Annotated in this window: 24 protein-coding genes and 1 riboswitch; of the genes, 20 read left to right on the top strand and 4 right to left on the bottom strand. The window is 35.7% G+C overall.

Annotated elements, in window-relative coordinates; translation table 11 throughout:
• Positions 1 to 6 precede the first annotated feature (6 nt).
• The 13 genes from bfmBAB (at position 7) to AC1Q8M_RS18335 (ending at position 10,491) form a co-directional block, all read left to right on the top strand.
• Positions 7 to 990, top strand: coding sequence for a 3-methyl-2-oxobutanoate dehydrogenase subunit beta (gene bfmBAB / locus AC1Q8M_RS18275; protein WP_098365653.1), 984 nt, complete (start codon positions 7 to 9; stop codon positions 988 to 990).
• A 15-nt stretch (positions 991 to 1,005) separates the two neighbouring features.
• Complete coding sequence (locus tag AC1Q8M_RS18280; RefSeq protein ID WP_098360873.1) at positions 1,006 to 2,325, top strand: dihydrolipoamide acetyltransferase family protein; 1,320 nt, start codon at positions 1,006 to 1,008, stop codon at positions 2,323 to 2,325.
• Positions 2,326 to 2,667: 342 nt separating this feature from the next.
• A complete protein-coding gene (locus tag AC1Q8M_RS18285) occupies positions 2,668 to 3,846 on the top strand; it encodes an FtsW/RodA/SpoVE family cell cycle protein (RefSeq protein ID WP_000831182.1) in 1,179 nt (392 codons plus the stop codon).
• Between the two features lie 107 nt (positions 3,847 to 3,953).
• Positions 3,954 to 4,658 (top strand): DUF421 domain-containing protein, encoded by a 705-nt coding sequence (locus tag AC1Q8M_RS18290; RefSeq protein WP_070180492.1) that lies wholly within the window; start codon positions 3,954 to 3,956, stop codon positions 4,656 to 4,658.
• Between the two features lie 70 nt (positions 4,659 to 4,728).
• The gene (locus AC1Q8M_RS18295; RefSeq protein WP_000542551.1) at positions 4,729 to 5,193 is read left to right on the top strand and encodes an NUDIX hydrolase; all 465 of its coding nucleotides are present in this window, start codon (positions 4,729 to 4,731) and stop codon (positions 5,191 to 5,193) included.
• Between the two features lie 60 nt (positions 5,194 to 5,253).
• Complete coding sequence (locus tag AC1Q8M_RS18300; RefSeq protein WP_098855454.1) at positions 5,254 to 5,538, top strand: DUF2992 family protein; 285 nt, start codon at positions 5,254 to 5,256, stop codon at positions 5,536 to 5,538.
• Positions 5,539 to 5,682: 144 nt separating this feature from the next.
• The gene (locus tag AC1Q8M_RS18305; protein ID WP_001979317.1) at positions 5,683 to 6,096 is read left to right on the top strand and encodes a BrxA/BrxB family bacilliredoxin; all 414 of its coding nucleotides are present in this window, start codon (positions 5,683 to 5,685) and stop codon (positions 6,094 to 6,096) included.
• Positions 6,097 to 6,348: 252 nt separating this feature from the next.
• On the top strand, positions 6,349 to 7,128 hold the full coding sequence (locus AC1Q8M_RS18310; RefSeq protein WP_000737678.1) for a transporter substrate-binding domain-containing protein: 780 nt from the start codon (positions 6,349 to 6,351) through the stop codon (positions 7,126 to 7,128).
• A 36-nt stretch (positions 7,129 to 7,164) separates the two neighbouring features.
• Positions 7,165 to 7,824, top strand: a complete 660-nt coding sequence (locus AC1Q8M_RS18315; RefSeq protein WP_001046915.1) for an amino acid ABC transporter permease — start codon at positions 7,165 to 7,167, stop codon at positions 7,822 to 7,824.
• Positions 7,817 to 8,539, top strand: a complete 723-nt coding sequence (locus AC1Q8M_RS18320) for an amino acid ABC transporter ATP-binding protein (protein ID WP_000590203.1) — start codon at positions 7,817 to 7,819, stop codon at positions 8,537 to 8,539. The genes AC1Q8M_RS18315 and AC1Q8M_RS18320 overlap by 8 nt, the downstream gene beginning before the upstream one ends.
• A gap of 100 nt (positions 8,540 to 8,639) precedes the next feature.
• Positions 8,640 to 9,608: an aromatic acid exporter family protein gene (locus tag AC1Q8M_RS18325; RefSeq protein WP_000472671.1), complete on the top strand. Its 969-nt coding sequence runs from the start codon at positions 8,640 to 8,642 to the stop codon at positions 9,606 to 9,608.
• A gap of 16 nt (positions 9,609 to 9,624) precedes the next feature.
• Entirely contained in the window at positions 9,625 to 10,185 is a 561-nt protein-coding gene (locus AC1Q8M_RS18330; protein WP_001146564.1) for a L,D-transpeptidase, read from the top strand.
• 66 nt (positions 10,186 to 10,251) lie between these two features.
• Entirely contained in the window at positions 10,252 to 10,491 is a 240-nt protein-coding gene (locus tag AC1Q8M_RS18335; RefSeq protein WP_000281167.1) for a DUF3894 domain-containing protein, read from the top strand.
• A gap of 72 nt (positions 10,492 to 10,563) precedes the next feature.
• Here the strand turns inward: AC1Q8M_RS18335 and prli42 are convergent, their stop codons facing one another.
• Positions 10,564 to 10,656 carry a stressosome-associated protein Prli42 gene (gene prli42, locus AC1Q8M_RS18340; RefSeq protein WP_000549037.1) on the bottom strand — a complete coding sequence of 31 codons (93 nt, stop codon included), beginning with the start codon at positions 10,654 to 10,656 and terminating at the stop codon, positions 10,564 to 10,566.
• Between the two features lie 189 nt (positions 10,657 to 10,845).
• Here prli42 and AC1Q8M_RS18345 point away from each other — a divergent pair, with 189 nt between their 5' ends.
• The 3 genes from AC1Q8M_RS18345 to AC1Q8M_RS18355 all read left to right on the top strand — a co-directional run bounded on the left by AC1Q8M_RS18345 (position 10,846) and on the right by AC1Q8M_RS18355 (position 14,219).
• Entirely contained in the window at positions 10,846 to 11,391 is a 546-nt protein-coding gene (locus tag AC1Q8M_RS18345; protein ID WP_025118231.1) for a GNAT family N-acetyltransferase, read from the top strand.
• A 127-nt stretch (positions 11,392 to 11,518) separates the two neighbouring features.
• Positions 11,519 to 12,637 carry a tripeptidase T gene (locus AC1Q8M_RS18350; RefSeq protein ID WP_000609816.1) on the top strand — a complete coding sequence of 373 codons (1,119 nt, stop codon included), beginning with the start codon at positions 11,519 to 11,521 and terminating at the stop codon, positions 12,635 to 12,637.
• 343 nt (positions 12,638 to 12,980) lie between these two features.
• Positions 12,981 to 14,219: a DNA polymerase IV gene (locus tag AC1Q8M_RS18355; protein WP_025118230.1), complete on the top strand. Its 1,239-nt coding sequence runs from the start codon at positions 12,981 to 12,983 to the stop codon at positions 14,217 to 14,219.
• Positions 14,220 to 14,260: 41 nt separating this feature from the next.
• Here AC1Q8M_RS18355 and AC1Q8M_RS18360 read toward each other — a convergent pair whose 3' ends face one another.
• Together AC1Q8M_RS18360 and mgtA are read right to left on the bottom strand one after the other, a co-directional pair.
• On the bottom strand, positions 14,261 to 14,962 hold the full coding sequence (locus AC1Q8M_RS18360; protein ID WP_141533125.1) for an MgtC/SapB family protein: 702 nt from the start codon (positions 14,960 to 14,962) through the stop codon (positions 14,261 to 14,263).
• Positions 14,963 to 15,035: 73 nt separating this feature from the next.
• Positions 15,036 to 17,741: a magnesium-translocating P-type ATPase gene (gene mgtA / locus AC1Q8M_RS18365; protein ID WP_141533075.1), complete on the bottom strand. Its 2,706-nt coding sequence runs from the start codon at positions 17,739 to 17,741 to the stop codon at positions 15,036 to 15,038.
• A gap of 335 nt (positions 17,742 to 18,076) precedes the next feature.
• A riboswitch (M-box (ykoK) riboswitch) is annotated at positions 18,077 to 18,244 on the bottom strand.
• 168 nt (positions 18,245 to 18,412) lie between these two features.
• On the opposite strand from mgtA, the gene AC1Q8M_RS18370 reads away from it, so the two are divergent.
• A complete protein-coding gene (locus AC1Q8M_RS18370) occupies positions 18,413 to 18,952 on the top strand; it encodes a hypothetical protein (RefSeq protein WP_098361278.1) in 540 nt (179 codons plus the stop codon).
• A 34-nt stretch (positions 18,953 to 18,986) separates the two neighbouring features.
• On the opposite strand, the gene AC1Q8M_RS18375 is transcribed toward AC1Q8M_RS18370, so the two are convergent.
• Positions 18,987 to 19,238 (bottom strand): DUF3932 family protein, encoded by a 252-nt coding sequence (locus AC1Q8M_RS18375; RefSeq protein WP_000665709.1) that lies wholly within the window; start codon positions 19,236 to 19,238, stop codon positions 18,987 to 18,989.
• Positions 19,239 to 19,427: 189 nt separating this feature from the next.
• Between AC1Q8M_RS18375 and rnz the strand changes: the two genes are divergently transcribed.
• From rnz to sdaAB, 3 genes are all read left to right on the top strand, one after another.
• Positions 19,428 to 20,351: a ribonuclease Z gene (gene rnz, locus AC1Q8M_RS18380; protein WP_090977105.1), complete on the top strand. Its 924-nt coding sequence runs from the start codon at positions 19,428 to 19,430 to the stop codon at positions 20,349 to 20,351.
• A 485-nt stretch (positions 20,352 to 20,836) separates the two neighbouring features.
• The gene (locus AC1Q8M_RS18385) at positions 20,837 to 20,974 is read left to right on the top strand and encodes a hypothetical protein (protein ID WP_000943432.1); all 138 of its coding nucleotides are present in this window, start codon (positions 20,837 to 20,839) and stop codon (positions 20,972 to 20,974) included.
• A gap of 47 nt (positions 20,975 to 21,021) precedes the next feature.
• Entirely contained in the window at positions 21,022 to 21,681 is a 660-nt protein-coding gene (gene sdaAB, locus AC1Q8M_RS18390; RefSeq protein WP_000877449.1) for an L-serine ammonia-lyase, iron-sulfur-dependent subunit beta, read from the top strand.
• The last annotated feature ends 17 nt before the right edge of the window (positions 21,682 to 21,698 follow it).

Below are 21,698 nucleotides of genomic sequence, written 5' to 3' on the forward strand. Positions count from 1 at the left end.
CGTTTCATGGCTGTAATGTCTTATATTGATGCTATTACATTAGCAATGCGCGAAGAAATGGAACGCGATGAGAAAGTATTCGTTTTAGGAGAAGATGTTGGTAAAAAAGGTGGCGTGTTTAAAGCGACACACGGTTTGTATGATCAATTTGGTGAAGATCGTGCGCTTGATGCACCGCTTGCAGAATCTGCAATTGCTGGGGTAGCAATTGGTGCAGCAATGTATGGTATGCGTCCAATCGCTGAAATGCAGTTTGCTGATTTCATCATGCCAGCAGTAAACCAAATTGTTTCTGAGGCAGCAAAAATTCGTTATCGTTCTAATAATGATTGGACTTGTCCAGTTACAATCCGTGCACCATTTGGTGGGGGGGTTCACGGTGCATTGTATCATTCACAATCTGTAGAAGCGATGTTTGCAAACCAGCCAGGTTTAAAAATCGTTATCCCTTCTACACCATATGATGCAAAAGGCTTATTAAAAGCAGCTATTCGTGATGAAGATCCAGTATTATTCTTCGAACATAAACGTGCATATCGTTTAATTAAAGGTGAAGTGCCGGAGGATGACTACGTATTACCAATCGGAAAAGCAGATGTAAAACGTGAAGGTGATGATATTACAGTTATCACGTACGGATTATGTGTTCATTTTGCTCTTCAAGCAGCTGAAAAGTTAGCACACGATGGCATCTCTGCACACATTCTTGATTTACGTACTGTATATCCATTAGATAAAGAAGCAATCATTGAAGCAGCTTCTAAAACAGGTAAAGTTCTTCTTGTAACAGAAGACAATAAAGAAGGAAGCATTATGAGTGAAGTGGCAGCAATTATTGCTGAAAACTGTCTATTTGATTTAGATGCGCCAATCGCACGTCTTGCAGGTCCAGACGTTCCAGCAATGCCATATGCACCAACAATGGAAAAATTCTTTATGGTAAATCCAGATAAAGTTGAAAAAGCAATGCGTGAACTTGCGGAATTTTAATCGGGGGGACTATACATGGCTGTAGAAAATATTACAATGCCTCAGCTCGGGGAGAGCGTTACAGAGGGCACAATTAGTAAATGGCTCGTTAATGTTGGCGATCACGTAAACAAGTATGATCCGCTTGCAGAAGTAATGACTGATAAAGTAAATGCTGAAGTACCATCTTCTTTCACTGGTATTGTGAAAGAGTTAATCGCTGGTGAAGGTGATACGTTAGCTGTAGGTGAAGTAGTTTGTGTGATTCAAGTAGAAGGCGCAGACGAAGTAGCAGCAACAGCTGTTGAGGAAAAAACGAAAGAAGAACCAAAGGCAGCAGCAATTACGCCTGAAAAAGCACCGAAAGTAAAACAACCAACTGATGGAAAACCACGTTTTTCACCAGCTGTGTTAAAACTTGCGGGTGAGCATAACGTTGATTTAGATCTAGTAGAGGGTACGGGAGCAAACGGCCGTATCACTCGTAAAGATATTTTAAAGCTAGTGGAATCTGGAAATATTCCGCAAGCAGGTGCGGCGAAGAAAGATGAAGCTGTAGTGGCGGTAGTAGAAGCTCGCCCAGAAGCACCAAAAGCAGCACCAGTAGCGCAAAAAGTAGAAGCTGCGAAACCAGTTTCTGTACCTACAATGCCTGGAGATATCGAAATTCCAGTCACAGGTGTGCGTAAAGCAATCGCAGCAAACATGTTACGTAGTAAACACGAAGCACCACATGCTTGGATGATGATTGAAGTAGATGTGACAAACCTTGTGTCATACCGTAACTCAATTAAAGGTGACTTTAAGAAGCGTGAAGGCTTTAACTTAACGTTCTTTGCTTTCTTCGTAAAAGCAGTGGCACAAGCGTTAAAAGAGTATCCTCAAATTAATTCAATGTGGGCTGGCGATAAAATTGTTCAGAAGAAAGATATTAACCTTTCTATCGCTGTTGCAACAGAGGAAGAACTATTTGTACCAGTAATTAAGCAAGCGGACGAGAAAACAATTAAAGGTATCGCTCGTGAAATTACAGAACTTGCAGGAAAAGTACGCACGAAATCGTTAAAAGCAGACGAAATGCAAGGTGGAACATTTACAATTAATAACACAGGATCATTCGGTTCTGTTCAATCTATGGGTATTATTAATTACCCACAAGCGGCTATTTTACAAGTTGAATCAATTGTAAAACGCCCAGTAATTATGGATAACGGTATGTTCGGTGCTCGTGACATGGTTAACTTATGTTTATCACTTGATCACCGCGTACTTGATGGTTTAATTTGTGGTAAGTTCTTAGGACGTGTTAAAGAAATTTTGGAAAACATGTCAGAAAATAATACATCTGTATATTAATAAAAAGCTCGCTTATGCGAGCTTTTTATTATCTTATTTCTTCATCTACATCCTACTATATGTATAAATACCTTTCCCAGTAATCTTACAATAAACGATTATGTATTAGGAATTTACGAAAATACATTGCTGATATATGGTATATGGATATAAAATAAGAAAAGAATAATTTTTTTGGCAAATCTTACTGACGAAACTGTAGTATAATATATTGTATTGTATGAAAAAGAGAGTTATTCTATATAAGTGTTTTATAGATAATGTGTAATCAGTCGTCAAAACATGAAGAATGTTGACTCCTGGTTTTTTATTTTTGCCGTAACAATGTTTCAGGAGGATGTCATGAAAAGAAGTACCGAGTTTCTAAAAAGTTTAGATGTAAAATTAATTTTAATTTTGTGTGCACTATGTGTGACGAGTATAGCTGCTATATATAGCAGTCAGCAAACGGGACAGTATGGAGCTGCAAACTTTGCTATGAAACAAGGTGTTAACTACATAATTGGGGTTGTATTGTTACTTCTTGTTGCAAGCATCGACTTAGATCAATTGCAAAAATTATCTTGGCCACTTTATATTGCCGGGTTTGGTTCACTTATTCTTTTGAAAATACTACCGGTTTCCACCTTCACACCTGAAAAATTAGGTGCAAAAAGATGGTTCGTTTTTCCAGTACTTGGACAAATTCAGCCGTCTGAGTTTTTCAAAATTGCATTGCTACTTGTAGTAGCGAGCATAGCTGTGAAACATAATGCGCAGTATATGGCGAGGACATTCCAAACGGATTTAAAATTAGTAGGTAAAATTATGCTAGTTTCTCTTCCGCCTATGGCTGTTGTATATAGCCAACCGGATACAGGTATGGTGTTCTTATATGCTGCTGCTATTGCATGTATTTTATTTATGTCAGGTATTCAAAAGAAATTGATAGCATTATGTACAGTTATTCCGTTGACCATATTATCTGCTTTAATATTTATTTTCTTTAAGTATCCAGATTTTTTCTATAATAAGTTAGTTACTTTACTAAAACCTCACCAACAGTCGCGTATTGTAGGTTGGTTAAATCCATTTGAAAATGCAGATCAAGGTTATCAAACACAGCAATCGATTTTAGCTGTAGGTAGTGGAGGAATGGAAGGTAAAGGATACGGTGGAGGAAGCGTCTATATCCCAGAGAAGCATACTGACTTTATTTTCGCTACAATTGCCGAAGAAGGTGGATTTATCGTAGCAGCCTTAGTTGTCTTCTTGTTCCTATTACTACTATATCGAACAATTATTATTGGTTATTCCGCTGATAATTTATTTGGTACATTATTATGCGCTGGATCAATCGGTATATTAACAGTTCAAATATTCCAAAACATCGGTATGATCGTTGGATTAATGCCTGTAAAAGGTATTGCATTACCTTTCTTATCGTATGGGGGAAGTTCCTTATTCTCAAATATGATTATGATGGGGCTCATATTATCGGTACGGAAAACTTATAAAAAATATATGTTTTCAGTTAAGTAAAAAAAAGCTGGTTCGTTTTTAAACGAACCAGCTTTTTTACATATATGCTCATAAACGTTGCAAACTAAACAGGATAGCAGTTTGAGACGGGTAAGGAGTGCAAAGTGATGCATATGCATATTTTTGAAGGAGCACGGCATCTTTCTACTAGTGAATGGGTTATTCGGGCTATTATAGCATACATATTTTTAATATTAGTTGCGAAAGCGATGGGGCAAAGGTCTATCGCACAACTTCGTTTTTTAGATGTTGTATTAGTGTTATTGCTTGGTGGGAATATTTCTAACGCATTGTCTGATGAAAAAGTAGGGTTACTGGGATCGATGATTACAACGTTCATACTCGTTGTACTTCATATTATAAGCTCAGTTTTAATGCTGAAATGGGATAGATGGAGACGCTTTTTAGAGCCTGCACCTATTATTCTTATACACAATGGTTCCATTGATTTTAGCAATTTGAAAAAGGCGAGAATTACCGTGGAATATTTGTTTTCGGAACTTCGTATGCGAAATGTGAGCGATATTCAAACGATTAAATTAGCATTATGGGAAGCAAACGGTGTCGTTTCTATATTTCGGTATCCAGAATATGAAGCAGTTTCGCGGCTTGATCTTAAAGTGGCGGGAAAAAAATCTCCAGTTTCTTTTGTATTAGTAAAGGATGGGAGGATACAGAAAGATGTTCTTGCATTATTAGGAAAAACAGAAGCGTGGGCGAGAGAATTTCTAGAGGAGAGTACAGAAGTGGAATCTATTATGTTAGCTACAGTAGATGAATCACATAAAATAAATATTTTGTTAAAAAAATGAAAAATATACGCATTTTGTCGTTTCGTACATATGATACAATAGTGTGGACAACGAAAAAGGAGGCGATACGGTGGGATATGTAGAAGAATTACGAAAAATAGTTGGTCATCGCCCTTTAATTTTAGTTGGTGCTGTTGTACTCGTTATAAATGAAAATGGATATGTTTTATTGCAGCAGCGGACAGAGCCGTACGGAAAATGGGGGCTACCTGGCGGGCTAATGGAGCTTAGTGAATCACCAGAAGAAACAGCTTATCGTGAAGTATATGAAGAGACAGGAATAAAAGTGAAGAACTTGCGACTAATCAATGTATTTTCTGGAGCGAACTACTTTACAAAATTAGCAAACGGTGATGAATTTCAATCTGTAACAACCGCCTATTATACGGATGAATACGAAGGGGATTTTGTTATGAATAAAGAAGAAGCAGTTCAGCTTAAATTCTTTTCAGTAACAGAACTACCTGACTATATTGTGGGATCGCATAAAAAAATGATTGCTGAATATATGAAGATTATGGAAAAAAAGATATAATAATAGTGAAAGAAATACAAAAACACAGTTCTGGTTGGTAGTCCAGACGCATGATTTCTTATGTTTGTGAATGGTTCACTTTTAGAGCATTTTCAGCATTTTGCAAAATGTGGTGTAGAAGTTAAAGAAAAACAGCGTCCTAAAAACATAAAGCGTATCATACGACAAGCAGCAAAAGAAACAAATGTTAAACGTTTTACTAAGGCGCAAGAGGCGATTAGTTTATCTTATGAATTGCATAAACAAGAAAAGAAAGTGCAGTCTAAGGAGAAGCGAGAAGCTGAAAAAGAAAGAAGACGTTTAATTAAAGTACAAAAAGCAAAGCAAAAACATCGTGGTCATTAAAGAAAAGGTGTTAGAGCAATTGCTCTAACACCTTTTCTATACTTAAATACAAGTAAACTTACTTGTATTTCATAAACATTAACTGGTAAGATACAAATAGGTAGTTTTAGAGGAGGGAAAAGAGTGATTAATTTTAACTTTTTTATGAATGATGTTGTCCGCCAAGCGCGTGAAGAGATTGTCTCTGCTGGATATACAGAATTGACGACGCCAGAAGCGGTAGAAGAAGCGTTTAAAAGAAATGGAACAACACTTGTAATGGTAAACTCTGTATGTGGTTGTGCAGGTGGTATTGCTCGTCCTGCTGCTGCGCATTCCGTACATTATGATAAACGTCCTAACCACCTTGTAACGGTGTTTGCAGGTCAAGATAAAGAAGCGACAGCAAGAGCGCGTGAATATTTCGAAGGGTACCCACCTTCTTCTCCATCATTTGCTTTATTAAAAGATGGAAAAATTGTAACGATGGTAGAGCGTCATGAAATTGAAGGTCATGAACCGATGCAAGTTATTGCGAAACTACAATCATATTTTGAAGAGAATTGTGAAGAACTATAAAAAATAAGAGAAAAGGCGGCACATCCACAATCAAGTGGATGTGCCGCCTTTTTTATTTATTATTAAAATTTCAGAGATATGCATAGTTGTGTTGTTTTATGCATTATTTTATACATAAAAAATAGCGTATATATTGTTTTATTATTTATTTTTATTTTATATATTGCATAAAAATAAAAGTGCTGATACAATACAAACATCGAATAAATATTCTATTAAACTTTTAAATATACATTATTAGGGGGAAGAAAGATGAAGAAGTTAGTATCAATATCGTTTGCACTTATTTTAATTGTAAGTATATTCAGCGCTTGTAGTAATGGGGAATCGAAAGAAACAAAAGGAAATAAGAAAGTACTCGTAATGGGGACTTCAGCAGATTATAAACCATATGAATACGTGGAAGCTTCAAAAAGTGATGAAATTATTGGTTTTGATGTTGATGTTGCTAAATATATCGGAAAAGAACTTGGGTATGAAGTGAAAGTGAAAGATATGGATTTTGGTGGTTTATTAGCATCTCTTAGTTCAGGAAAAGTTGATTTCGTAATGGCAGGCATGACGCCAACTGCAGAGCGTAAAAATAATGTTGATTTTACAGATATTTATTTTGTTGCGAAAAATATGGTTGTTTCTAAGAAGGATTCTAACATTAAATCTGTAGAGGATTTAAAAGGGAAAAAAGTAGGGGTACAAACAGGATCTATTCAAGAAGAGAAAGCGGCAGAATTTAAAAAACAAGTAGATTTCCAAGTTGAGGGACGTGACCGTATACCAGAAATCGTACAAGAAATTAAAGCTGGTCGTTTTGACGCTGCAATTATAGAAGACACAGTTGCTAAAAATTATTTAGAGAAAATGAAAGATTTACAAGGAATTGAAATTAAAGAAGCGCCAGAAGAAGTTGGAGCAGCAATTGCCCTTCCGAAAAACAGTGATAAAACAGCTGAATTTAATAAAGTAATTAAAAAAATGCAAGAAAATGGAGAAATGGATAAATTAGTGAAGAAATGGTTTGGCAGCGGAAAATAAGCTGCCTTTCACTTTTCTGTGAGGGGAATGAAAAGAATGAACTTAGATTTTTCGGCGATTACGCCTTCGATACCATATATACTAAAAGGTTTAGAAGTTACTTTGAAAATTGTAGCGGTATCAGCTTTAGCAGGATTTATTTTAGGAACGTTATTAGCACTTTGTAAAATTGCTAGAATACGAGCATTAAATATAGCAGCAGATTTTTATACATCAATTTTTCGTGGTACACCACTTGTATTGCAATTAATGATTATTTATTTCGGTGTCCCGCAAATAATTGGTTATGAAATACCAGCATTCTTAGCAGCTGTACTTGCATTTAGCTTGAATTCAGGTGCATACATGTCAGAAGTAATTCGTGCTGGTATTCAAGCAGTTGATAAAGGACAAACAGAAGCAGCAATGGCTTTAGGGATACCATACGGAAAAATGATGAGAAATATTATTTTCCCTCAAGCATTAAAAAATATATTACCAGCGCTTGTGAACGAATTTGCGACACTTACGAAAGAATCAGCTGTAGTAACAGTAATAGGCGCGACTGATTTAATGCGTCGTGCTTACATCGTAGGCGGTGAGACATTTAAATATCTTGAACCATTACTTTTTGTTGGACTGATTTATTATATGTTAGTCATTATTCTTACATTAGTCGGGAAGGCAATTGAAGGGAGAATGAAGAAAAGTGATTAAAATTGAAAACCTTCATAAATCATTTGGTAAAAACGAAGTATTAAAAGGAATTACAACAACGATTGAAAAAGGGGAAGTAGTTGCAATTATAGGACCTTCTGGATCAGGAAAATCAACATTTTTACGTTGTATGAATATGTTAGAAGCACCAACGGATGGTCACATTTGGATTGGAACGGAAGAAGTAACGAATCCGAAAACGAATGTTATGCATGTTCGTGAAAATGTCGGTATGGTATTTCAGCATTTTCACTTATTTCCTCATATGACTGTATTAGAAAATATTACGTATGCTCCTATCAATGTAAAAGGGGTAACGAAGCAAGAAGCTGAAAAGAAAGCTGAGAAACTTTTAGAAAAGGTTGGATTAGTAGATAAAAAAAATACGTATCCGAATCGTTTGTCGGGAGGACAAAAGCAACGTGTAGCAATTGCAAGAGCGTTAGCGATGGAACCGGAAGTTATGTTATTTGATGAACCGACATCGGCGCTAGATCCAGAGATGGTGAAAGAAGTGTTAGAAGTTATGAAATCGTTAGTTACGACAGGAATGACGATGGCTATCGTTACACATGAAATGGGCTTTGCAAAAGAAGTGGCAGATCGTGTTCTTTTCTTGGACGGAGGAAAGCTTGTAGAAGATAGTGCGCCAGAAGAATTTTTTGCAGCGCCGAAAAGTGAACGTGCGCAACAATTTTTACAAAAAATATTGTAATATGAAAAGGTTATGTGAATAATAAGTAGAAAAGGATGACATTGTGTCATCCTTTTTTTATACTAGCTGTAAATACGTTTATACATATAGGAGCAATGATATGTTCAAAATTGGATACCGTACAGTAAAAACAGCAATAGGGACAGGCGCGGCAGTTTTTATTGCTCAGTTATTAGGATTAGAATTTTATAGTTCAGCAGGTATTTTAGTTATTTTATGTGTACAAAATACGAAGCGCAAATCGCTTCAAGTGTCGTTACATCGTTTTCTAGCGTGTGTATTATCAATGGTATTCGCGTTTTGTATTTTTGAAACGATCGGCTATACACCACTTGCAATTAGTATATTGTTACTTACATTTATTCCGACTGCAGTAATGCTTAAAATTCAAGAAGGTATTGTCACGAGTTCAGTTATTGTTATGCATCTATATTCATTGAAGCAAATTACATGGCTTATAGTTGGAAATGAAATTGCTATATTAACAATAGGAATTAGCGTGGCGTTATTAGTAAATATGTATATGCCGAGTAGTGAAAATAAGCTAAAAGAGTATCAGGATAAAATAGAGAGTAATTTTAAAACGATTTTGTTTGAAATGGTTGTGTATTTACGAAATCGAGAAAGTAGTTGGAGTGGAGCAGAACTCATTGAAACCGAGAATATGTTAAATGAAGCAAGAGATTTATCGTTTAAAAAACTTGAGAATGCATTTATGCGAGAAGATGATTATTACTATCGTTATTTTAATATGCGTATGCAACAATTCGAAATTTTAGAGCGAATGATACCATTAGCAGCTTCTTTATCGTGGACGTATGAACAAGCTGACATGATTGCAGATGTTGTTGAAAACATTGGTAATGCTATTAGCCCTGAGAGTACAGGCGTTATTTCCTTAAGGCAGCTTCAAGAAATGAGGGAATTATTTAGAGACATGCCATTGCCAGCTACACGCGAAGAATTTGAGATACGTGCGAAACTTGTTCAACTTGTGTATGAAATGGAACAATATTTACTCATTAAAAGTCGCTTTAAGGGAAAGGATAATATAAAAGAACTTATATAGAAGGTAGGAATTATCTATGCCGTATCTTCTCTCTATCATATTATGTCTTTCTTTATCACCGATTTGGCCTCTTGGGGATAATCCACGTGCCGGAGATCCTTTTATTATTGTAAATAAAGCAACGAATAAATTAGCTTACATTGACGATGGAAAGATTCAAAAGGTTTTTCCAGTAGCGACAGGGAAAACGAATGAATTAACTCCAGAAGGAACTTTTGATGTTGTAATGAAAGCGAAGGATCCGTATTACATTGCGAAGGATATTCCAGGTGGATCGCCAAAAAATCCACTTGGATCCAGGTGGATTGGATTTAATGCAAGAGGAACTGATGGAAGTAAATATGGAATACATGGAACAAACCAACCGAGTTCAATTGGAAAGTATATTTCACAAGGATGTATAAGAATGAAGAAAAACGATGTGGAATATTTGTTTGATCGTATTCCAATTGGAACGAAAGTATGGATTGTGAAATCGAAAAAATCATTTCAGCAATTGGCAAAAGAAAAAGGAGCCGTTGCATATGAAGAAGCCAACGAAAAGGTTGGCTTTTTCTATTGTAATAAGTTGTCTTGACATGTGTACATAACCATGCGTTAATGAAAGTATAGAAAGATAAAATTAGATAAAGGGGTTGCTTATATGTACTTGAATCCAAAACTTTCGTATATGCAGTTTTTTATGGGATTTCTATTTGTTATTACATTCATATTGGCAACTTTTAATATATGTTCTTATCTTGTAGCGATTGTATGTATGGCATTACTTAATCTCACTTTTGTTATTGGGGCATTTCAGCAGAAACAATATACAAGTTTTGTAATAGCACTTGTAATGTCATTTTCCTTTAGTATTGTAGCGATTGTGTTTTATATAAAATAAACCATCTCGATGTCGAGATGGTTTATTTTGTCATGTGTAAAAAGTAAAAAAAGGACGAACACATCGCCCTTTTTACCAAAACATACTCGCGCCAGCAAGTAATGTTGTTACAAGCATAGAAATTAGCATCACATAAACCATAATTTTTTGAGCTTTTTTATGCATCGTTATACCTCCTTGCAAATCAGTACAATTTCATTGTAACGAGAAATGAAATTATGGACAAGGGGAGAGTAAGGACAAAATTCGGGAAGGGGTTGCAAAATATAACAGGAAATTTGAGTGTGTGTAGAGAATATAGTAAAAGGGTATATTGTTAATTTTTAGTTGGGCAAGCTGAAGAATGGAGATACGATGATGAAAATATACGAAACAGATCGTTTATATTTAAAGGAAATTGATGAGTCGTATGCTGAAACAGTTCTTCAATATTACGACAGAAATCGTGAGTTTTTAAAAGCTTGGGAAGAGTATAGACCGGATGATTTTTTTACGCTAGATTATCAAAAGAAAAAGTTGCAAAAGGATAGAAAAGAGTTCGAAGAAGGGAAAATCATCAGACTATGGATTTTTAAAAAGGGTGATGATACGAAAATAATTGGGTGTATTTCATTTAATTTAATCGTTCGTGGCATTTATCAATCTTGTGTACTCGGTTATAAATTAGATAAAGCAGAGTTAAACAAAGGGTATACGACAGAAGCGCTTAGAAAAGCAATTCAAGTTGCTTTTGAGGGATTTCAGTTACATCGTATAGAAGCTCCGATTATGCCTCGTAATTTAGCATCTATACAAGTAGTGACGAAGATAGGCTTTCAATATGAAGGCGTGTCTAGGAAGATGTTAATGGTAAATGGCGTGTGGGAGGATCATATGCGCTGGGTATTGTTAAATGAGTAATAGAAAGCAGATGGTTATCTAGACATGTAAACCATCTGTTTTTTGTCTTGTATTTCGAAACTTTTGCGAAATTCTGTTATAATTAATAGTGTTACATACATAATGGTAGTGCAGGAGGCGCAGTCTTATGATTAATCAAGAACGTTTAGTAAATGAATTTATGGAATTAGTACAAGTAGATTCTGAAACGAAATTTGAAGCAGAAATCTGCAAAGTATTAACGAAGAAATTTACAGATTTAGGTGTAGAAGTATTTGAAGATGACACAATGGCTGTAACTGGTCATGGTGCAGGTAACTTAATTTGTACTTTACCAGCAACAAAAGATGGTGTTGATACAATCTACTTTACTTCTCATATGGATACAGTAGTTCCTGGTAATGGAATTAAGCCTTCTATTAAAGATGGATATATCGTATCAGATGGTACAACAATTTTGGGCGCGGATGATAAAGCTGGATTAGCATCAATGTTCGAAGCAATCCGTGTTTTAAAAGAGAAAAATATCTCTCACGGTAAAATTGAATTTATTATTACAGTCGGAGAAGAATCAGGTCTTGTTGGTGCAAAAGCTTTAGATCGTGAGCGTATTACAGCGAAGTATGGCTACGCATTAGATAGCGATGGAAAAGTTGGTGAAATCGTTGTTGCAGCTCCAACACAAGCGAAAGTGAACGCAATTATTCGCGGGAAAACAGCTCACGCTGGTGTAGCACCGGAGAAAGGTGTATCTGCAATTACTATCGCAGCGAAAGCAATTGCGAAGATGCCACTTGGTCGCATTGACTCTGAAACGACTGCAAACATTGGACGTTTTGAAGGTGGTACACAAACGAATATCGTTTGCGATCATGTACAAATCTTTGCAGAAGCTCGTTCTTTAATCAATGAGAAAATGGAAGCACAAGTTGCGAAAATGAAAGAAGCATTTGAAACAACTGCAAAAGAAATGGGTGGTCATGCAGACGTTGAAGTAAACGTTATGTACCCAGGATTTAAATTTGCTGATGGCGATCACGTTGTAGAAGTTGCAAAACGTGCAGCTGAAAAAATTGGTCGTACACCTTCTCTTCACCAAAGTGGTGGCGGAAGTGATGCAAATGTAATTGCAGGACACGGTATCCCAACAGTTAACTTGGCAGTTGGTTATGAAGAAATTCATACAACAAACGAGAAGATTCCTGTTGAAGAGTTAGCAAAAACAGCAGAATTAGTTGTTGCAATTATTGAAGAAGTAGCGAAGTAATAGAATAGAAAAAGCGTGTAAATCAATTGTGATTTACACGCTTTTTATTTTGATTCGATTGTTTTTACAAGGCGTATAAGCCAATACAAGAAAAATCATAGCAGTATATAATATTAGACGAGAGAAAAATTCAAACGTATTCATGTTGAAAATTGGAAGGAGTAAATAATTATGATGATTAATATAACTACAAGGAACATATAGTTAATTTCACCATAATCAGCCTCTTTCACATGTGTATCCTCTTTATATGGATTATAAAAAAGAACAAGTAATTATTATAACTATTGTGCAAAATTTGATATAATAAAAGAACGAACGTTCTGATTAGGGAGTGAGTACTATGCGAGAAATGTATCCGAAAAATGGTCGTGTAATTTTACATGTAGATATGAATTGCTTTTTCGCATCTGTTGAAATTGCTCATGATCCATCATTACAAGGAAAGCCATTAGCGGTTGCTGGAAATGAAAAAGAGAGAAAAGGAATTATCATAACATGTAGTTATGAGGCGAGAGAATACGGAATACGTACGACGATGCCCCTTTGGGAAGCGAAAAGGTTATGCCCGCAATTAGTTGTAAGGCGTCCTAATTTCACATTATATCGCGAAGCTTCATTTCAAATGTTTCAAGTCCTTTCCCGTTTTACAGAAAAGATACAACCAGTCTCAATAGATGAAGGATATTTAGATATTACAGATTGCTACGCACTTGGTTCTCCTCTTGAAATAGCAAAGATGATTCAACAAGCACTATTAACAGAGTTGCAGCTTCCGTGTAGTATTGGAATCGCTCCAAATCTTTTCCTAGCAAAGACCGCTTCAGATATGAAAAAACCACTTGGTATTACCGTGCTTCGAAAACGCGATATTCCAGAACTGATTTGGCCACGTCCAGTTGGAGCAATGCATGGAATTGGTGAGAAAACAGCTGAAAAATTAAATGATATTCATATACAGACAATTGAACAGTTGGCAAAGGGAGACGAGCATATCATTCGCGCTAAAATTGGCAAGCACGGTGTTGATTTGCAAAGGCGTGCAAAAGGTATGGATGATAGGGAAGTGGATCCGAGTCAAATGGGACAGCATAAAAGTGTCGGTAACTCGATGACTTTTTCAAAGGATATGGATGAAGAGAAAGAATTACTTGATATGTTAGAACGTTTATCAAAGTCAGTGAGTAAAAGGTTACAAAAGCGAACCCTTGTCAGCTATAATATTCAAATTATGATTAAATACCATGATAGACGAACAGTAACACGGAGTAAGCAATTGAAAAATGCGATTTGGGAAGAACGCGATATTTTTCAAGCAGCATCCCGTTTATGGAAGCAACATTGGGATGGTGATTCCGTTCGTTTACTAGGTGTTACAGCTACTGAAATAGAGTGGAAGACAGAATCGGTGAAACAATTAGATTTGTTCTCATTTGAAGAGGATGCAAAAAAAGAACCGCTACTTGCTGTCATTGATCAAATTAATGATAAGTATGGAACACTGCTTTTACAACGAGGTAGTCAACTACTACGTAAGCAAGAGAAGTCGTTTCAACAAAAGTTAGAAAATAAATTTATGTAGAAGGTGTCATGAAGTAGTAAAAATCATGACACCTTTCCTATTTAACTCGCTTCTAAATCTAAAGAAGTCTTCCATCCAGCTCCAGTAACGCCAGATTCTAATAGCATTCTACTTACTATTTTTTCAATTAAGATAGCTGTATTTGTCTTGCAATGTAATATAGCCTGTATACAAACTTTTTGATTAGAATCTACATCTTCACTATACAACTCTTTTAAACTGAGCCCTTCTGTACTTACCATATGCATAAGTAAAAAACGAATATGTGCTTCAGTTTCTTCTGAACAAGTAAGGGAAAGTAAGTAGTTCGTTTGTTCAGGTGATTCTTCTTTTGATTTTTTATTCATAAAAAGAGCAATTGGGCGAAGAAGTATATTTGCTAGTAACACGCCGGCTGCACCTAATATAGCTGCAACGAGGAAACCGGCGCCTGTAAGAGTACCGACAGCAGCTGCACACCATAAAGTAGCTGCCGTATTTAGCCCTCTAATACTAAAACCATCGCGGATAATAACGCCACCCCCTAAAAAACCAATGCCACTAACGACTTGAGCAGCAATGCGTGAGGGGCTAGCATCATGATCAAGCATGACGGATAATAAAACAAATATACAGGCACCAAGTGATACGAGAGCATTTGTCCGTAACCCAGCCATTCGATGTCTCCATTGTCTTTCCATTCCGATGCAAGCTCCTACAATAATTGCTATAACTAATCTGAATATAATGTCGTACCATACCATCATGGTCACCTCCATATATAAATATGTGTTATGTCTTTTAGAATGAGCGGGGAATACCCACTCATTCTTATTTTTACAACCAGCTATGAAACTTTTTAATATAAAGCTTTTTCAGGAATTGTGTTAAAAAAGCGTAGCCTAATAGTATTCCTACTAACCAAGGGAAGTAGCTAAGTGGCAATGCTTGTAAACCAACGGCTGCACCAAGTGGTGAGAATGGAATATAAATCCCGATTGCCATAATAAGAGCGGTTAATAAAACGACGGGTGTTGATGCAGTGCTTTGAATAAATGGAATCTTCTGTGTTCGTATCATGTGAACAATTAAAGTTTGAGTTAACAATCCAACCACAAACCAACCGGACTGGAATAATGATTGCTCGCTCGGTGTATTTGCGCCAAATACATTCCACATGACTACGTATGTGATAATATCAAATATGGAACTAATTGGGCCGATACAAATAATGAAGTTTCGTAAGTTTGCAGTATCCCATTTTCGGGGTTTTTCTAGAAACTCTTTATCCATTTTGTCCCATGGAATAGAAAGTTGTGAAATATCATAAAGTAAGTTTTGAATTAAAAGATGAATGGCAAGCATCGGTAAAAAAGGAATGAAAGCACTTGCTACTAACACGCTAAACACATTACCGAAGTTAGAGCTAGCTGTCATCTTAATATATTTTAAAATATTTCCGAATGTAGTACGTCCTTCTACAATCCCGGCTTCTAATATAGTTAAACTTTTTTCGAGTAGAATAATATCAGAAGCTTCTTTCGCAATATCAGTAGCAGTATCAACAGATATTCCGACATCAGCTTCACGTAATGCTACAGCATCGTTAATGCCGTCTCCCATGTAACCTACAGTGTGTCTGTTTCCTTGTAATGCGTGTATAATGCGAGATTTTTGCATTGGATTAAGCTTCGCAAATACAGTCGTTTCTTCAGCAAGTTTTGCTAATGCTTTATCTGGTAAAGAATCAATCTCGTAACCGAGGATTGGTTCGCCGATATCTAATCCAACTTCTTTACAAACTTTTCGTGTAACAATTTCGTTATCGCCAGTTAAAATTTTTACTTGTACACCATGCTTTTGTAATGCTTGAATTGCAGCTGCTGCAGATGGTTTCGGTGGATCTAAAAAGCCGATATATCCAGCGAGAATCATATCAGTTTCGTCTTTTACTGCGTACTCTTTATCATTTATGTTTCTATCTTTTTTATAAGCCACAGCAATAACCCGCATACCTTCACTATTCAATGTCTCGCTTAGTTTTTTGACATTTGAGCGTATTTCCTCAGTGAGTGTAACGATTTTTTTATCCACTTCAGTGTAGTTGCAAATTGATAAAATTTCTTCTACGGCACCTTTACAAACCATTGTATGTTCACCTGAAATATCTTTTACGATGACTGACATACGCCGGCGGGCGAAATCGAATGGAATTTCATCTAGCTTTTGAAAAGCTGATGGGTCAAATGTATTGTTTTCCTCTGTATGCTTAATAACAGCTTTATCTATTAAGTTTTTCAATCCAGTTTGATAGAAACTATTTAAATAGGCAAATTGCAAGACACGATTGCATTTATTTCCACTAGAATCTAAGTGACGAACAAGGACAACTTTATCTTCTGTTAAAGTTCCGGTTTTATCTGTACAAAGAATGTTCATAGCACCTAAGTTTTGAATAGAATTTAGCTGTTTTACAATTACTTTTTGTTTAGACATGTTAACGGCACCTTTAGCTAAATTAGCAGTTACAATCATTGGTAACATTTCAGGTGTAAGACCAACAGCAACGGCAATAGCGAAGAAGAAAGCTTCTTGCCAATCTCCCTTTGTGAATCCGTTAATGAGAAGGACGATAGGCGCCATAATAAGCATGAATGTAATTAAGAGCCAGCTTACTTTGTTTACACCTTTATCAAAGCTTGTTTCTACACGCTTTCCGATTACCTTATTTGCTAAAGAGCCGAAATACGTATCGGTACTTGTTGAGATGACAACAGCTTTTGCGCTACCACTTACAATATTTGTTCCCATGAAGCAAAGGTTTTCCATATCGAGTGGATTGTAATTTTTTTTCATGTTTTTCGGTAAGATATGCTTATTTTCTGTATGGTAGCAGTGTTCGTATTTTTCTATAGGAAGTGCTTCCCCTGTCAAAGAAGATTGATTAACAAATAAATCTTTAGCGGATACAACACGCACATCAGCTGGAACGATATCACCAGCTGAAAGGGAAATAATATCGCCAGGTACAAGCTCTTCAATTGGAATTTCTGTTGTGTAATTTCGATTTAAATTCGTTACATTTTTTGTTTCATGTACAAATCCATTTATTCTAAATACGCTCGCAGTTGTTCGAACCATAGCCTTTAACTTATCGGCAGCTTTTTGAGAACGAAATTCTTGGGAAAACCGAATCGTTGCACTAAGTAGTACCATTGCAGATACGACAATTGTTCCTTGTATGTCATCTGTGAAAAAGGAGAGTGCTCCAAGAGCTAATAAAACGAAAATAAATGGATTTTTAAATGCCAGCAGAAATTGAATGTACCACGGCGCCATTTTATTATGAGCTATTTCGTTCGGACCGTATAAAGAAAGTCTACGAGCCACTTCTTGTTTAGATAATCCATCTTGTGTTGTTTCTAGAAGTTTTAACGCAGAGATTACATCTTGTGTTGCAACCTCCACTAATAATTCGTTATTTGTTTTCACGCTATCTTGCTCATAAGCATGCTTTGTTTCTTGTCTTTGTAAATTAAACATCGGTAGTTCCTCCTCTGTCATGAAGGAGGAAACAATCTGTTACCTAACTAACTATTTGAAATGGTGAGGAACAGTTTCTTTCCTACCTACATGATGAAATATGAATGTAAAACGTATGGGTATCTGGGCCGAATCATCAATTGCCAACTGTTCCTCACCTCCGTACAATTTAGTAGTTTCTGAATATGCTATGTTTGTTTCATAGTAAGGTGCATATAGACGTAAAAAGACCTTTACTCAAAACGAGTAAAGGTCTGAATTCGCAGTTAAAAGAGTCCACAACAAAGACTGCTAGTAGACATAAATAAAAACAGTTTTTGTGTATGACAAAATACATGCACCTCTCCCTCGTTGAGTTTTAGCACTGTATAGCATAGGTACTGAAACCAGCTACGTTAAAAAAGGCCTTCATTCCGACCTTTCCTGTTGACCCATTGGCGTCTCTCGACATTTTTGGGCAGCAGCGTTTCTCTATACAGGAGCCTCACCTAACAGAGACCATATTCAATTACATGTTGAATGTTAGCACTGTAAAATCGTAGTGTCAATATCTTTTTTATCTGTGTTTTTAAAATATTAAATGGATTTATAATAGATATATGGGATGAAATACATGATATTAATTATAAATAATGTGGAAAATAAATATTTTTATAAAAGGGGAATTTGTAATGGTACCACAAAATTTTATTATAAATATTGAGAATCAAAAGTGGTTGTTTAATGAGCAGGAAGATTTATGTTCTCACGGGGAAATTTATTTAAATGTGGATGGAACGATTATTACACAAACAGGTATGGATGAGGAATGGGGAATAAGTGAATCAGCTTTAGCTCTGTTACGAACTTTAGATAAAGAATATATTTGTGATATTGAAAATGAAGAGGGGCTTATTTTGCATGGATGTGGCACTAGGCTCATGTTAGGATGCCCAATTTCAATTCATTGGACTATAAACCATATAGGTGAAAATGTGGTTTTAAAGGATTTTGTCAAAGTTATTTCTACTGATCAAAAGGCTATATACTATGAAGGGCTTCATATAGAAGTAAATGAAAATGAATATAGAAAACAAATTGTTTCTTTTGCGCTACAAGCAAAAGAATTATTCAATAAATCAAATGAAAAGATAATTTTAGATGAGTTTGATCAAAGTATGTATACAGACTTTTGGACGGAATATAATCATTTGCTAAATAAGTATAAATAAAAAAGCACTGTAACCAGTGCTTTTTTATTATAGATTACGAGATTGTAGGGTTTTCAAAAATAACAATCTCTGAACTGTTTGTAGTTGAAACGCGTTGGGCGTAATATGTTAAAGCTGAAGAAATATATGCTGGTAACGTATCATTTGTATGTGATGTTGTATATTCATGGATTAATTCCTTTAAAGTTGTCCATTCTAATTGTGCTGGGTGATCAGACACGAAAGAACTTACCCAGCGATCAAATGAAGATGAAAAATCAGTTTGTAAACGAAATACTTCTTTCATAATAAAACGCTCCCTTAAAATGTAGTATAATCATTTTAACACAAAACACGAACGATCGCTAAATTTTTTGAGTATAATGTTCGTGTTATATAGTTGTCTAGATGATTGGTTATGTAAATTCAATTTGCCATTTGAAATAACATTCCGTAAGATGAGAGATAGAGTATATTTAGAGCTGGAGGAAAGAAAGTGGAATTTGTATTTTTAGGAACTGGTGCAGGTGTTCCTTCAAAAGGAAGGAACGTTTCAGCAATTGCTTTACAATTGTTAGAAGAACGAGGACAAACTTGGTTATTTGATTGTGGCGAGGCCACGCAACATCAAATATTACATACATCTGTACGTCCGCGCCGCATTGAAAAAATATTTATTACGCATTTACATGGCGATCATATTTTTGGATTGCCTGGTTTATTAGGTAGCCGTTCATTTCAAGGAGGAACTACGCCTTTAACGGTGTATGGACCGAAAGGAATTAAACAATTTATTGAAGTGGCATTATCGGTAAGTACGACACATGTGAAATATCCACTTGAAGTTGTGGAGATAACAGAAGAAGGTACCGTATTTGAAGATAATGAATTTTATGTAGAAACGAAAAGATTGTCACACGGTATAGAATGTTTTGGATATCGTATTGTAGAGAAAGATATACAAGGTGCTCTTTTAGTTAATAAGTTGCTTGAGATGGGTGTGAAACCAGGTCCAATCTTTAAACGTTTAAAGGATGGAGAAGTAGTTGAATTAGAGGATGGCACGATATTAAATGGAAATGAGTTTATCGGCCCACCTCAAAAAGGAAGAATTATTACTATCTTAGGTGATACGCGATATTGCGAAGCGAGTAGGGAGCTTGCGCAAGATGCAGATGTACTTGTCCATGAAGCGACTTTCGCAGCAGAAGATGAGCAACAAGCGCATGATTATTTTCATTCCACATCTAAGCAAGCTGCGAGCATTGCACTTCAGGCAAATGCGAAGCGATTAATCTTAACTCACATTAGTTCTCGCTATCAAGGAGATACATATAAGGAATTATTGAAAGAGGCAAGAGAGTTGTTTGCTAATACAGAAATAGCGACAGATTTGAAATCATTCCCAGTAGAAAAATAATAATTTTGTAAAAAATGGTAACGATGGGTTACCATTTTTTTATGTCTAAAAAAATTAAAAAATAAAACTGTTATTATTTTATACTTATACTTGGATGATACAGAAAATTAGAATGGTTTGAATATATACGATAAAAATACGAAATAATGATTATTTAGAAAAACTGTTATATAAGTCAGATGACATACAAGTGATACAAATAGCAGGAACGGACTTTTATTCAGAACTTTTAAAATTCAACAAAAGTAAGCGTTTTATAAAAAACAAGCTATAATGAGGGCAGATTATAATTTATGATAAGTCACATGCTTTTTAGTTATTATCGTAACAAGTGAAGTTGACTAAACCATGAGAGAGTAACATGAGAATTATAATAGGAAAGATATCGCTTGTTTATGCTATCCTTGCAATGGCTTCTGTGTTAAACTTTGGATTGCTACCAGACTTTATTGTGGATTATCTTATATCATTTTTTAATGAAAATAATGCTAAGATTCTTATGTATTATTATAACTGGTATTATTTCAGGTTATATTGGATTACTTTTATTTAAAAATTATCCAATTCATACAGCAGAACAAATTCGTGGTACAACTGGAAAAGCGACAGATGTAGCAGGTTAATAGAATAGTAGAATAAATTTTTGCATAGAGGTTTAGGGGGAGTTATGATGAAGTATCGCTCAGTATTTGATATTATCGGTCCAGTTATGATTGGACCATCAAGTTCACATACAGCAGGCGCGGCAAGAATGGGGCAAGTTGCTCGCCAGCTGTTTCGTCATGAACCAGAAAGAGTAAGCATTTCGTTATATGGATCATTTGCAAAGACGTATCGAGGGCATGGTACGGATGTAGCACTAATCGGTGGAATATTAGGATTTGAAACAGATGACTTACGTATTCCAGAGGCGCTAGAAATAGCAAAAGAGCGCGGAATTGAAGTGGAATTCATTGAAGAAGATGCCAATGCACCTCACCCAAATACAGCGAAAATTCGTTTGTATAAAGGTGAAGAAGAAATTGAAGTTGTTGCTTGCTCGATTGGTGGCGGTAAAATTGAAGTTGTAGAATTAAACGGATTCGATCTTCAATTATCAGGCACAAGTCCAGCACTACTTATTGTAAATAACGATCGCTTTGGTGCTATTGCAGCAGTAGCTTCAATCCTTGCTACAAACGAGATTAACATTAGTACAATGAGTGTTTCTCGTAAAGAAAAAGGAAGAAGAGCGCTTATGGTTATTGAAACAGATGAATTATTAGCAGATGAAGTGATTGAAGAAATAAAAGCGCAACAAAATATTTGTCAAGTAACTATTATGGATTAATTGCAGGGGGGACACAC

It is taken from the genome of Bacillus sp. GW823-FHT06A10, assembly GCF_058795375.1.